The 12,625-nt window shown below is 67.3% G+C and carries 15 protein-coding genes; 4 read left to right on the top strand and 11 right to left on the bottom strand.

Annotated elements, in window-relative coordinates; all coding sequences use genetic code 11:
- From ACWELQ_RS21135 to tsaA, 6 genes are all read right to left on the bottom strand, one after another.
- On the bottom strand, positions 1-270 hold a 270-nt coding region (locus ACWELQ_RS21135), incomplete at its 3' end, for a biotin/lipoyl-containing protein (protein ID WP_452398757.1).
- Between the two features lie 15 nt (positions 271-285).
- Positions 286-1,269 (bottom strand): alpha-ketoacid dehydrogenase subunit beta, encoded by a 984-nt coding sequence (locus tag ACWELQ_RS21130; protein WP_452398756.1) that lies wholly within the window; start codon positions 1,267-1,269, stop codon positions 286-288.
- Between the two features lie 19 nt (positions 1,270-1,288).
- The gene (gene pdhA, locus ACWELQ_RS21125; protein ID WP_452398755.1) at positions 1,289-2,404 is read right to left on the bottom strand and encodes a pyruvate dehydrogenase (acetyl-transferring) E1 component subunit alpha; all 1,116 of its coding nucleotides are present in this window, start codon (positions 2,402-2,404) and stop codon (positions 1,289-1,291) included.
- An 11-nt stretch (positions 2,405-2,415) separates the two neighbouring features.
- A complete protein-coding gene (lpdA, locus tag ACWELQ_RS21120) occupies positions 2,416-3,873 on the bottom strand; it encodes a dihydrolipoyl dehydrogenase (RefSeq protein WP_452398754.1) in 1,458 nt (485 codons plus the stop codon).
- Positions 3,874-4,073: 200 nt separating this feature from the next.
- Entirely contained in the window at positions 4,074-5,276 is a 1,203-nt protein-coding gene (locus ACWELQ_RS21115) for a PucR family transcriptional regulator (RefSeq protein ID WP_452398753.1), read from the bottom strand.
- 71 nt (positions 5,277-5,347) lie between these two features.
- Positions 5,348-5,782: a tRNA (N6-threonylcarbamoyladenosine(37)-N6)-methyltransferase TrmO gene (gene tsaA / locus ACWELQ_RS21110; protein ID WP_452398752.1), complete on the bottom strand. Its 435-nt coding sequence runs from the start codon at positions 5,780-5,782 to the stop codon at positions 5,348-5,350.
- 238 nt (positions 5,783-6,020) lie between these two features.
- Between tsaA and ACWELQ_RS21105 the strand changes: the two genes are divergently transcribed.
- The 3 genes from ACWELQ_RS21105 to ACWELQ_RS21095 all read left to right on the top strand — a co-directional run bounded on the left by ACWELQ_RS21105 (position 6,021) and on the right by ACWELQ_RS21095 (position 7,430).
- Entirely contained in the window at positions 6,021-6,191 is a 171-nt protein-coding gene (locus ACWELQ_RS21105) for a hypothetical protein (protein ID WP_452398751.1), read from the top strand.
- A gap of 158 nt (positions 6,192-6,349) precedes the next feature.
- A complete protein-coding gene (locus tag ACWELQ_RS21100) occupies positions 6,350-6,787 on the top strand; it encodes a TY-Chap domain-containing protein (RefSeq protein ID WP_452398750.1) in 438 nt (145 codons plus the stop codon).
- A 145-nt stretch (positions 6,788-6,932) separates the two neighbouring features.
- A complete protein-coding gene (locus ACWELQ_RS21095; RefSeq protein WP_452398749.1) occupies positions 6,933-7,430 on the top strand; it encodes a hypothetical protein in 498 nt (165 codons plus the stop codon).
- A 69-nt stretch (positions 7,431-7,499) separates the two neighbouring features.
- On the opposite strand, the gene ACWELQ_RS21090 is transcribed toward ACWELQ_RS21095, so the two are convergent.
- The 4 genes from ACWELQ_RS21090 to glnA all read right to left on the bottom strand — a co-directional run bounded on the left by ACWELQ_RS21090 (position 7,500) and on the right by glnA (position 11,392).
- Positions 7,500-8,339 (bottom strand): tyrosine-protein phosphatase, encoded by an 840-nt coding sequence (locus ACWELQ_RS21090; RefSeq protein WP_452398748.1) that lies wholly within the window; start codon positions 8,337-8,339, stop codon positions 7,500-7,502.
- Between the two features lie 159 nt (positions 8,340-8,498).
- On the bottom strand, positions 8,499-8,939 hold the full coding sequence (locus tag ACWELQ_RS21085; RefSeq protein ID WP_452398747.1) for an SRPBCC family protein: 441 nt from the start codon (positions 8,937-8,939) through the stop codon (positions 8,499-8,501).
- Positions 8,940-8,999: 60 nt separating this feature from the next.
- A complete protein-coding gene (locus ACWELQ_RS21080) occupies positions 9,000-9,821 on the bottom strand; it encodes a tyrosine-protein phosphatase (RefSeq protein ID WP_452398746.1) in 822 nt (273 codons plus the stop codon).
- A gap of 134 nt (positions 9,822-9,955) precedes the next feature.
- The gene (glnA, locus tag ACWELQ_RS21075) at positions 9,956-11,392 is read right to left on the bottom strand and encodes a type I glutamate--ammonia ligase (protein WP_452398745.1); all 1,437 of its coding nucleotides are present in this window, start codon (positions 11,390-11,392) and stop codon (positions 9,956-9,958) included.
- Positions 11,393-11,842: 450 nt separating this feature from the next.
- Between glnA and ACWELQ_RS21070 the strand changes: the two genes are divergently transcribed.
- Positions 11,843-12,373, top strand: a complete 531-nt coding sequence (locus ACWELQ_RS21070; RefSeq protein ID WP_452398744.1) for an RDD family protein — start codon at positions 11,843-11,845, stop codon at positions 12,371-12,373.
- Positions 12,374-12,400: 27 nt separating this feature from the next.
- Here the strand turns inward: ACWELQ_RS21070 and ACWELQ_RS21065 are convergent.
- The coding region (locus tag ACWELQ_RS21065) for a hypothetical protein (RefSeq protein WP_452398743.1) at positions 12,401-12,625 on the bottom strand (225 nt) is incomplete at its 5' end.

Raw genomic sequence — 12,625 nt, 5'->3', positions numbered from 1 at the left:
GGGAGCGGCGGCGGCCGGGGCGGCGGACGCGCCGCTGCCGCCGCCGAGCAGCGCGATCGGCTCACCGATCGCGACCGTGGTGCCGGGCTCGGCGATGATCGCCTCGAGGATGCCGTCCTCGTACGCCTCGAGCTCCATGAGCGCCTTGTCGGTCTCGATCTCGGCGAGGATCTCGCCCGCCTTGACCTGGTCGCCGACCTGCTTGAGCCAGGCCGAGACGACGCCCTCCTCCATGGTGTCGGAGAGCCGGGGCATGGTTACTTCAGACATGGTTCCTTCCGGTTCTCAGCGGCGCTTGCCGACGGCGGCAAGGGTTTCGAGGGCGGCCTTGTACAGCGACTCCGGCGACGGGAGCGCCAGCTTCTCGAGGGGCTTGGCGTAGGGCAGCGGAACCTCGGCCATGGCCACGCGGCGCACGGGGGCGTCGAGGTAGTCGAACGCGCCGTCGGAGATCGACGCCGCGACCTCCGCGCCGATGCCGTAGGTCAGCCAGTCGTCCTCGCCGATGACGGCGCAGCCGGTCTTCTTGACGGACTTGACGATGGTGTCGCGATCCAGCGGGCGCAGGCTGCGCAGGTCCACGACCTCCGCGGAAATGCCCTCGGCGGCCAGCTTCTCGGCGACCTGCAGGCACACGTTGGCCATGCGCGAGTAGCCGATCAGCGTGATGTCGGTGCCCTCGCGGGTGACCGCGGCCTTGCCGATCTCGGCGGCCGGAAGGTCCTCCGGCACTTCGCCCTTGGTGTTGTAGAGCGACAGGTTCTCCAGGAACAGCACCGGGTCGTCGTCCTCGATGGCGGCCTTCAGCAGCGCCTTCGCGTCGGCGGGGGTGCTGGGCGCGACGACCTTGAGGCCGGGCACGAACGCGTAGTACAGCTCGATGTTCTGCGAGTGCGTCGCGCCGAGCTGCTGGCCGCCGCCACCGGGGGTGCGGATGACCATCGGCACGGAGGTCTGACCGCCGAACATGCCGTAGATCTTGGCGGCGTGGTTGACGATCTGATCCAGCGCCAGCAGCGAGAAGTTGATCGTCATGATCTCGACGACCGGGCGCAGGCCCAGCATGGCGGCGCCGATGGCGGCGCCGACGAAACCTTCTTCGGCGATCGGGGTGTCGCGCACCCGCTTCTCACCGAACTCCTGCAGCAAGCCGGCGGTGATCTTGTAGGAGCCTTCGAAAACGCCGATCTCTTCTCCGATGAGGAAGACATCGTCGTCGCGCTGCATCTCCTCGCGGAGGGTCTCGCGCAGCGCTTCACGGTAGGTCATGACAGCCACGGTGATGTCCTTAGGTGAAGAGCGGATCGCCGGGCAGGCGACGGGAATCGCCCGCGACCGGGGTCGCGTAGTTGTAATCGAACAGGGTCGCCGGGTCCGGGTGCGGGGACGAGTCGGCGAAATCGACGGCCTCGACGACGCGGGCCTTCACGTCGGCCTCGATGGCGGCGGCCGAATCCTCGCTCAGCACACCGGCTTCCAGCAGCCGGTCGTGCCACAGCACGATCGGGTCGTGGGCGACCGCGGTGGAGACGGCGTCTTCGGCGCGGTACTTGGCCGGGTCGACGACCGAGTGGCCCTTGAGCCGGTAGGAGACGGCCTCGAGCAGGGCGGGCTTGCCCTCACGACGCGCGGTCTCGATCAGGTCGGAGGCGACCTCGCGCACGGCCAGCACGTCGGTGCCGTCCACGCGCTCACCGCGCATGCGGTAGGAGGAGGCGCGCTTCCACAGATCCGGTTCGGCGGAAGACTTCTCGACGGTGGTGCCCATGCCGGTCTGGTTGTTGATCACCAGGAACACGACGGGCAGGTTCCACAGCGCCGCGATGTTCAGCGACTCGTGGAACGCGCCGATATTGGTGGTGCCCTCACCCATCTGGCACACCACGACGTCGTCGCCGCCGCGGTAGTCGATGGCCAGCGCCGCGCCGATGGCCAGCGGCACCTGGCCGCCGACGATCGCGTAGCCGCCGAGCAGGCGAGTCGCGGTGTCGTACATGTGCATCGACCCGCCCCAGCCCTTGGAGGTGCCGGTCGAGCGGCCGTACAGCTCGGCCATGACGCGGCCGGGCTCGATGCCCTTGGCCAGCGCGTACCCGTGCTCGCGGTAGTTGGTGAACAGGTAGTCGGTGGGACGCATGGCGCGGCCGACACCGACGACGGTGGCTTCCTCACCCAGGTTCAGGTGGCAGTAGCCGCCGATCTTGGCCTGCTGGTAGCCCTGCGCGGTGCGCTCCTCGAAACGCCGGATGAACAGCATCTCGGTGTAGAGCGACAGCAGGTCGTTGGCATCGGTGCCGCCGAAATCGGCTCCGCCGAGCAGGGTTTCGGTCTCGAGCGAGGCGGCTACGTCGGCGGCCTTCGGGGCTTTGCGCGCGGTCTTGCGCGGCGCGGTGGTCGTGGTCATGAGCGAACTCCTCAACGCTTCCGGGGCGGCGCGACGTGAACGGGCAGGCCCAGCCCGACCAGGGCGGCCTCCATCCCGATCTCGCCGAGGGTGGGGTGGGCGTGAATGGTCTCGGCCAGCTCGTCGAGGGTCGCCTCCAGCGAGATCGCCAGGGCCCCTTCGGTGATCAGGTCACTGGCCGACGGGCCGATGATGTGCACGCCGAGCACCTCGCCGTGCTGCTTACCGGCGACGATCTTCAGGAAGCCCTCCTGATCGCCGAACGACTTGGCCCGGCCCAGCGCCGCGAACGGGAACTTGGCGGCCACGATGTCGTGGCCCGCGGCCTTGGCGGCATCCTCGGTCAGACCGACGGAGGCGATCTCCGGGTGGGTGAAGGTCGCGGCCGGGATGACGTTGTAGTCGATGTGGGCCGCGATGCCCGCGATGGTGTCGGAGGCGACCAGGCCCTGGTGCGAGGCGACGTGCGCGAGCAGCGCCTTACCGGTCACGTCGCCGATGGCGTAGACGTGCTCGACACCGGTGCGCAGGTGCTCGTCGACCGGGATGAAACCCCTTGCGTCGGTGGCGATTCCGGCGACATCCAGGCCCAGTCCGGCCGTGTTGGGGCGGCGGCCGACGCCGACCAGCACCACATCGGCGGGCAGTTCCTGCGGCTTCGCGCCACCCACGGTGACATTCAGTCCGTTGTCGCCCTGCGCGATCCCGGTCACGGTCGCACCGGTCAGCACCTTGATGCCGCGCTTGGTGAACGAGCGCACCAGGGCGGTGCCGATCTCCTTGTCCTCCAACGGAACCAGGCGATCCTGCATCTCCACCACGGTGACGTCCGCACCGAACTCGTGGAACAGGTTGGCCCACTCCGCGCCCACGGCGCTACCGCCGATGACGACCAGGCGCTTGGGGACCTCGGTCAGACCGAACGCGCCGTCGGAGGTGATCACGCCGGGCAGATCCGCGCCCGGGATCGGGAGCGCGGCCGGGACCGAACCGGTCGCGACGATGACATCCTTCGCGCTCACCGTGCGGACGGCGTTCGCGGTCGGGGCGGCGGCGTAGCGCGGGCCGCCCTCGAAGATCGGCGACGGACCGGCTTCGACGACCTCGACCGTGGTCGGGCCGGTGAATCGCGCGTGACCCTCGATGATGGTCACGCCATTGGCCTTGAGCAGGCCCGCGACGCCATCGGTCAGTTCCTTGACGATGCCGTCCTTGCGACCCCGCACCGCGGCGTAGTCGAAGCGCAGGTTGTCGGCGTAGATGCCGAAGTCCGCGGCGTGCGCGACGGTGTGGAAGACCTCGGCGGAACGCAGCATCGCCTTGGTCGGGATGCAGCCCCAGTTCAGGCAGACCCCGCCCGGGCGTTCCTTCTCCACCAGGCCCACGTTCAGGCCCCGCTGAGCGGCCCGGATGGCGGCCACATAACCGCCCGGGCCGCCGCCGATCACCAATAGATCGAATTCCGGCACTCGTGGTGCTCCTCATCTCGATGTGCTTGCTGACCCGCCATCGGTTGTGATGCGAGTCATTCCGATCGAGTTTGTCGGTCACCAATTGCACAATCAATGCACTGGAAGCCCATATATGACAGAGTTCGACTGGGCGCAGCGCACAATTAGTACTCGCCGGTAGTGGGCGTACAGGGGCTTGTCAGCACGCCCCGAATAGGTCAATCTCGCGTGGTTCCAGGCAGTTCCAGCGCGGCCAGCGCGAGGGAAAGCTCCACGTAGGACCGCTGTCCCTCCAGCGGACGGCCGAGCAGCAGCGAGACGCGCTGCAACCGGTTGATCACCGTGTTGCGATGGCAGTGCAGGATCGGCGCGGCATTGGCCGCCGAGCAGTTCTCGGCCAGCCAGACCGCCAGCGTCCGCAGCAGAATGTCGCGCTCCTTGGACGGCAACTCCAGCACCGGGCCCAGGGCCCGGGTCACCAGCAGATCGGTGAGATCGGGGGAGCGCAGCAGCAGCGCCTCCGGATAGCGATCGTCCAGCGGCACCAGCAGGCCCTGCGGATCGCCGGACACGGTATCCAGCGCGAGCACCGCCAGGCCGTGCCCGGTATCGACGCCCGCCAGCCCCGCGACCGCGGGGGACACCCCGGCCCGGCCCCGGATCAGCGGCCGAATCTGTTGCAGCACAGTCGAACTCTCGCGATGTTCCAGCGACACCAGGCCGACTGTGGAATCCACGCGGTCGTGCCACACCGAACGGATACCCGAGACTCCCAGCGCGGCCTCCGCGCCCATGTGCAGCGGCGGGCCGCCCTCACCGCGCGCGACCACCACCAGATACGCGCCGTTCGGCGGCAGATTCAACTCCCGCCCGGCCCGCGCGGCGAAGGTGGCGTCGTGGGCGCGGCCCGCCAGCAGATCCTCGATCAGCGAATGGCGGCGGCGCTCGTCACTGCGCACCCGATCGAGTTCGGTGGTGCGGTAGGAGGCGACCAGCGCCGAGGACATGCCATCGACGACCGCCCACATCACCGAACCCACCTGCCGGATCTCGGTCGGGCCGATGTCATCGGCCTTGTCCAGCAGCGCTTCCCACACGATCTGACCGCCCAACCGGAACGTCCGCAGCATCGCCTCGAGCGGCACGCCCTGCTCGGCGCGGCGCTTGCCGATGGCCGCGGCCACATCGTCGCCGTCCGGATCCGGAGCCTGCCCGCCCAGCAGATCCAGAATCCGCGTCAGATACCGCTTGCAGCCGTCCCGCAGATCCGCGCGCGGCACCGCCGTGTAATCCGTCCACTCCGGATTGTCGGTCGCGATGGCCGCCATCAGCCGCTTGGTCAACTCCGGCACCTCGGCCTGGCACGCCGCGGCCAGCCGCTGCGTACCGAGCGTCGGTACCGGATGCCTGGGAGCCGCCATGCCCCTCAACCTACGCCGGGCCATCCGCGCTCCCGCCGCACCCGGTCGGCCCGTCGCCCAGCAGCACGTGGTCAGCGGGATTCGATGCTGCCGAGCACCGGTTTGATGTCCAGGATCGGGGTGCCGTCGATGGCTTCCAGTCCGGCCACGCCGAGGGTATCGCCGGTGACCGAGGTCAGGGTGACCTCGTGCAGGCCGATGGGATTCGGGCGGTCGGGGGAGCGGGTGGCGAAGACGCCCGTGGGGGTGCGGGTGCGGTCGCCGCGCGGATGGACCGCCAGGGTGTCGCGACGGCCCGCGTGCAGCCAGGTGAGCAGGATGACCCGCATGCCCGGTGTCAGATCGGCCGCGGCGGGCGCGAAATCGGGGTCCAGCAACACCTCGGCGGCGGGGGCGTCCTCATCGGGCTGGCGGGGCGCGCCGGCCCGGTCGGTGAGCGGCGAGCGGACCCACCCGACCGGGCGCACCTCGAAATACTCGGGGCTGCTGGGGAATTCCGAGGACAAGACAGATTCCTTCCATTCGGGCACGCGGCGAACATGCCGTGCCACCGCCAAGGAATCGTAAATCCGCAGCGGTGAATCTTGCGCCCGCAACGGGGATGCGATGTGCTGAATGAACAGTTGCCCGAAGGTGCCCATTGCTCCGGACGGTGCGCTGATATTCACGGAAGATTAACGGGCGCAAGGGCGCTCGATTGGCAGAATGGGTTGCCGGACAGCCAACGATTTCGAGGGGAGTGTCATGAACGCCATCGCGGCCCCGGTGTCGCACGCACCGATTCCGGTATTCGCCGGAATTTCGCGGCGGGTGCGGGAATTCCTTGCCCGGCAGGCATTCACACCCGCCGAAAATGATCGGCGATTGCTGGCCACCACCCCCCTCTGCGTGCTCGGTCCCGCCCCCACGCCCTGACGGCGGTCGGCCGAAAACCGGAAACCGCGGCGGTCGAACCAGTCGACACCGCCGCGGTTTCCGCTGATCGGACTGGGCGGCAGGATATTTCACGCCGCTTGTCATTCGACGGCGTATGATCGGCCACGATGGGCACCCGGGGTCAGAGCGAGCGCGTAGTGACAACCGACTGGGACGTGTTCGTTCACGCACTGGCCGGCTGCCTCGCGAGACTGCCCTCCCGCGCCACCCTCATCCTCGCCGCCAGCGGAAATCGCTACACGCAGATCCAGCAGTTCGACATCAAACTCACCATCGAACTCACCGGCGATTACTATCTCGCCGAACCGATTTCCGACGCCGCCGCCGAGCGATTACAAAGCCTCGGCTGGACCGCCCCCGACGCTCGCCACGACATCGAGAATTGGCAACGCACCCTCTTCTGCCCCATCCCCCGCAGCGACTTCGAAGACCTGGCCCGCTCGATCACCTTCGGCCTGCACGAAGCCCTCGGCATCCCCACCCCCGACGACCTCCACGCCACCGGCTGGTCCGACCCCAACGGCCACCTCGACCTCTCCGCGCTAGCCGCCATGACCGGCCGCCCCAGCGCCTGAGCGAAATCGCGGTATTCCAGGCATCCGGGTCCGCGCGCCCAACCTCGCGGCCGCCGCCGAAACAGGTAGTCGACTACGCATTTGCCGGTCCGCACCACTTCCTACGCTGAGCGACAGCATGATTCGCGACACGAGGGAGCGTGCGATGATCACCGTCAGCCGCTACACCATGGCCACCGCCGCGCTCACCACGGTCTTGTTGACCGGCGGGCCCGCACCCGCTCATGCGGACAATACGACGATCACCCTCACGATCGACACGATAGAGCTGCTCGAACACCGCTACTCGACGAACTGCGACTACCGGCTCACCGGCATCGTCACGTCCCCGGCACCGGCCGAGCACTGGGTGATTCAGTTCTTCGACACCGTTCCTTACTCCTTCGATACCTATCCCACGATCTTCGACACCGGCAGCTCGGGCATGGCCACCGTGCGCTGGCGGCCCTTGTCCCCGGGCACCCATCAGCTCACCGCCCGCACAGCCGCGGCCCTGTTCCCCCTCGACAGCGACCCCGTCACCGTGACGGTCACCGACACCCCTTGCTCCGACATCGTCAATCTCCCGCAGGTCCAGATCCCCAAACTCCCGCCGTTCCAGCAGATCCCCCGCCCGGGCCCACTCGACCCCGGCCCCCGCTAGCGCCACCGCGATGGTGATCACGCGGTGCCTGCCGCCCGGCAGCGGCAGGCACCGCGCGCCTCGGCGGGGTCAGCCCACCAGGTTGTGGTGCAGCTTCAGGATGGTCCCGGCGTCCAGGCCCAGCCCCTTGGACAGGTACTTGCCGAAATCGCCGTACTGCTGCTTCATTTGCGCGACAGCGATATCCAGGTACTCATTACTGACGATCTGCAAGGGAATGAGCAGATCCGGATTCTGCATGATCCCGGCCGCTTTCAGCTGCGCCCGCAACGCGGCGTCCGACGCGGCACGGTACTGATTCGACAGCAGGTAATCCTGACGCGCCACACTCTCGGGCACGCCCACCGCCTGCAACAGCACATACGTCATCCAGCCGGTGCGATCCTTACCCGAGGTGCAGTGGTACAGAACCGCCCCCGGCGCCGCCGCGACATCCTTGATCGTCTGCGCAAACTTCGCCGTCGCATCCGCGCTCAGGAAGCTGGTGTACGCGTTCTTCATGATCTGCTCGGCCTTACCGTCCCCGAGCAGCGCCTGCTGCTGCACCGGATCCTTCGACCCGATCGCCTGCGCCGTCTTCAAATAGATCCCCCCGTCATCGATGGGCCGCGACACCGCACTCACCCCCGCGGGCAACCTGTCCGCCCCCAAACCCTGCACCTCCGCAGCGGTCCGGAAGTCGACCACGGTCTGAATCCCCAGCGCCCCGACCTTCTGCACATCGGCATCGGTCAACTTGCCCAGCGCATCCGACCGAATCACTTTCCCCGACTCGGTCGGATCCCCGGTGTACGTGGCATACCCGCCGATATCCCGAACATTCACCGCCCCTTGCAGCGTGATCTGGGTGGCCTCCTGCCGCAGGGGAGCCGGCGCGGCCATCGCCGACACCGCGCCGAGCCCTGTCACGGTCGCGGCGATGACCGTCAGAAATGAAATACGAAGTCGTGCAAAATGTTTGGCTTTCACAGCCCCGGACGCTAGGTCGGCTTACGCCTTCGCCGCACACCTACCCACGGACCCTCCCGCCCACCGAACCACCCACCCCACTCAGTGGGACATCCACCGCTATTCGGCTTCGAGGATCTGCTTGAGCAACAACAGATCCTTCCGGTTCACCTGCCGCATAGCGGGTTCCATCAACGGGGTGGCGAAACGGGAGAAGCCGGTGGGCTCCCCACGATTACGCAGCGTCACCCGGGTTCCGCCGGCGGCGGTGTCCTCGAATGAATACGTGGTCTCCATCGGAAACGGCCCATCGGCGGTCCGCATCACCAAGCGCCGCCCGGCTTCGAACTCGACCACCTCATAGGTGTAGGCGAGCGACCGCCCGAGAAACTGTGCCCGAAACGCCATCCGCGACCCCACCCCCACCGGCCCGCCGGTCTCCACCTCCACCGCGGCGATATTCCGATACCACTCCGTGGCATTCGACGGGTCCATCACGAACCCCGCCACTCGATCCCGGGGCCGATCGATATCAATGCTGGTCACAACATCGACGGACATGCACCGATCGTAGTCGGCCGTGTCACCGCCCGCCCCGTGCGCTGACCCTGGTGCGCCGGGTCAGCCGACCAGGTTCTCGCGAAGGCGAGCGATCGTGGCGGGGGAGAGGGCGAGGCCCTCGGTGAGGTATCCGGTGAGGTCGCCGTACCGGTCGCGCAGCAGACCGACGGCGAGCTCGAGGTAGCGGTCGCTCACGGTCTGGAGCGGGATCAGCAGGTCCGGGTCGTCCATGTAACCGGACTGCTTCAAGTGGGCACGCGTGGCCGCGTCCGCGTCGGCGCGGAACTCGTTGGTGAGGAAATAGTCTTGGCGGGCAACGGGTTCCGGGACGCCGACGGCCTGCAAGACGATGTAGGCGAGCCAGCCGGTGCGATCCTTGCCCGCCGTGCAGTGGAACAGCACGGCGGCATCCGCGGCGGCCAGGTCCTCGACGGTCGCACCGAACTTGGCCAGGGTGTCGGGGGTGAAGAAACTGCGGTAGACGCCCTCCACGATGCGTTCGGCCGCGCCGTCGCCGAGCATGAGCTGTTGCGGGCCCGGCTCTTTGGACTGGATGGCCTCGGCCATCCGCAGGAACATGCCGGTGTCGTCGATGGGGCGCGAGATCAGGGGGACGCCGGGCGGGAGCACGTCCGCACCCATCGCCTCGATCTCCGCGGCGGTGCGGAAGTCGATCACCCGGCTCAGGGACAACTCGGCCAGGCGGCGGGTATCGGCCTCGGTCAGCTTCCCCAAGGCGTCGGAGCGAATCATCTTGCCCGACTTGACCCGAGCGCCTTCCCGCGTCACGTACCCGCCCAGATCACGGGTGTTCACCGCGCCTTCCAACACGATCCGCGCGGACGAACCCGGGGCGTGCGCTACCGGCGCATCGATTTCCACAGTCGCCACGCTAACCGCCGCCGAACCCGCCCGCCGATCACCGCCCACCCACCGGGACACCGACTCCGTGAACGGCCGAAGCCCCGGTCGCGAACGACCGGGGCTTCGGCTGAGATCCGTTGCGGAGCTTCGACTTAGACGTCGAAGTACAGCTCGAACTCGTAGGGGTGCGGCCGCAGGTTGACGGGCGCGATCTCCTGGGTGCGCTTGATGTCGATCCAGGTCTCGATCAGGTCCTCGGTGAACACGCCACCCTCGGTGAGGTAGTCGTGGTCTTCCTCGAGCTTGTCGATGACCGACGCCAGCGAGGTGGGGGCCTGCGGGATGTTCTTGGCCTCCTCGGGCGGCAGCTCGTAGAGGTCCTTGTCGACCGGAGCCAGCGGCTCGATCTTGCGCTTGATGCCGTCGATGCCGGCCATCAGCATGGCGGCGAAGGCCAGGTACGGGTTACCCGAGGAGTCCGGCGCGCGGAACTCGATGCGCTTGGCCTTCGGGTTGGAACCGGTCACCGGGATACGCACGGCAGCCGAGCGGTTGCGCTGCGAGTACACCAGGTTGATGGGGGCCTCGTAGCCCGGCACCAGACGGTGGTAGGAGTTCACGGTCGGGTTGGTGAACGCCAGCAGCGACGGGGCGTGGTGCAGGATGCCGCCGATGTAGTGACGCGCCAGATCCGACAGGCCCGCGTAACCGGCCTCGTCGTGGAACAGCGGCTTGCCGTCCTTCCACAGCGACTGGTGGGCGTGCATGCCCGAGCCGTTGTCGCCGAAGAGCGGCTTCGGCATGAAGGTAACGGTCTTACCCTCCTGCCACGCGGTGTTCTTCACGATGTACTTGAACAGCTGCAGGTCGTCAGCGGCGCCCAGCAGGGTGTTGAAGCGGTAGTTGATCTCGGCCTGACCGGCGGTGCCGACCTCGTGGTGGCCGCGCTCCAGCTCGAAGCCCGCGTTCTGCAGGTTGGTCGAGATCTTGTCGCGCAGGTCGACGTAGTGGTCGTACGGGGCGACCGGGAAGTAACCACCCTTGTTGCGGACCTTGTAACCACGGTTCGGGGTGCCGTCGGCGTTGTACTCCGCGCCGGTGTTCCAGGAACCGGAGATCGAGTCGATCTCGTAGAACGCGCCGTTCATCGCCGAGTCGTAGCGGATCGAGTCGAAGATGTAGAACTCCGCCTCGGCGCCGAAGTACGCGGTGTCCGCGATACCGGTCGAACGCAAGTACTCCTCGGCCTTACGCGCGATGTTGCGCGGGTCGCGGGAGTAGGCCTCGCGGGTGAACGGGTCGTGCACGAAGAAGTTCAGGTTCAGCGTCTTCGCGGCACGGAAGGGGTCGATCCGCGCGGTGCTGAAGTCGGGGAGCAGCAGCATGTCCGACTCGTCGATCGACTGGAAGCCGCGGACGGACGAACCGTCGAACGCGAGACCTTCCTCGGCGAGATCAGCGGTGAACGCCTTCGCCGGGATCGAGAAGTGCTGCTGCACACCGGGGAGGTCGGTGAACCGAACGTCGACGTATTCGACCTCCTCCTCCTTGATGTACTTGATGACCTCGTCGGCCGTGCTGAACGCCACTTAGTACTCCTTACGGATCGGTTCCCAGCCAGTGGTGACTGCATGGGTTCGTCGCGACCACACGGTATGGACGCGGTGTTTCCCTGCAATCAAGGCTGTGTTTCGCCAGTGTTACACGCACTGCTGGCCGGGGGTTCGGCGGTGCCCCCGGCCTCCCGAAGACGCCACAGCGGTCGCCGAGCAATGCTCGACCAGCACCGACATCCTGCCATTGAGCAGCCGGAACTGACTGTTAAGACTCTGAAAAGTTAGGGGCCTTGCCAACCGCGACCGGCCGATCGTGACAATCCTCACCGCCCCGCATCCACCCGGCAAATGGGTATGCCAGCCGATTGCGCACTCACCCGCAAGCGGACGAAACGGTGGGCCCGACCCATATATGAAAGCGCTCGCGCGAACCGACCGGCAGGGCTTCGAAAGCGGTCCGTGGGCGGCGCTTAAGCTGGGCGCATGGCACGCATTACCGGCTCATGGCTGTCCGGACCGAACGCCGAATCCGGAGACAACCCGGCCGGGGAGTATCAGGGGAAGGAACTGGGGCTGCCGCAATCCGGGGCGGGGGCGCTCGCGCCGTTCACGCGACGGGTGGTCGCGATCCTGGTGGACTGGTTCATCGCGATGGGGTTGGCCGCGATCATCGTGCGGCCGGATGCCACGAAGATCATTTCGAAGATGACGATTCCCAAGGGGCAGCAGCCGCCTTCGCACTTCGAGGTGATCACGCAGGCGCTGTCGACGCCGACGCTCGGGGTGTGGTTCGTGCTCGGGATCGCGGCGGTGACGTTGTTCGGGTTCACGCCGGGGCAGTACTTCCTGAAGTTGCGGGTCAGCCGGGTCGATGTGCAGGCGCCGGTCGGGTTCGTGCGGGCGCTGGCACGGCAGGTGATCCTGCTGTTCGTGATTCCCGCGCTGTTCACCGACTCCGACGGGCGTGGCATGCACGATCGCGCCACCGGCACCGCGCTGGTCTACAGCCGCTGAGAGCTGGCTCTCACCCCGGTCCGGGCCTCACGAAAACCTCACGCCCGTTGTTATGGAGTTTTCGCGCGGACCGATTCGAATGTATGAACTCGCGCCGAGTCGGCCCGGATTCCTGCCGTTACCTGCGATGCTGTTGGTTAAGCGTGTGGTGAGACGATGCGTGGCGAACATCGATGCCAAGGTGACCTCGGCATCGATCTTCTTGCCGCCCAGCGCGACTCGCTTCACGTCGTACTCGGTGGCGTTCCAGCC

This window comes from Nocardia sp. NPDC004722, from assembly GCF_053601505.1.
This window is presented reverse-complemented; position numbering and strand designations above follow the sequence as displayed.

Coding starts and splice junctions, on each gene's coding strand:
- ACWELQ_RS21130 (WP_452398756.1), bottom strand. CDS start 1,269: ATGACCTACCGTGAAGCGCTGCGCGAGACCCTCCGCGAGGAGATGCAG.
- pdhA (WP_452398755.1), bottom strand. CDS start 2,404: ATGACCACGACCACCGCGCCGCGCAAGACCGCGCGCAAAGCCCCGAAG.
- ACWELQ_RS21115 (WP_452398753.1), bottom strand. CDS start 5,276: ATGGCGGCTCCCAGGCATCCGGTACCGACGCTCGGTACGCAGCGGCTG.
- ACWELQ_RS21105 (WP_452398751.1), top strand. CDS start 6,021: ATGAACGCCATCGCGGCCCCGGTGTCGCACGCACCGATTCCGGTATTC.
- ACWELQ_RS21095 (WP_452398749.1), top strand. CDS start 6,933: ATGATCACCGTCAGCCGCTACACCATGGCCACCGCCGCGCTCACCACG.
- ACWELQ_RS21085 (WP_452398747.1), bottom strand. CDS start 8,939: ATGTCCGTCGATGTTGTGACCAGCATTGATATCGATCGGCCCCGGGAT.
- ACWELQ_RS21070 (WP_452398744.1), top strand. CDS start 11,843: ATGGCACGCATTACCGGCTCATGGCTGTCCGGACCGAACGCCGAATCC.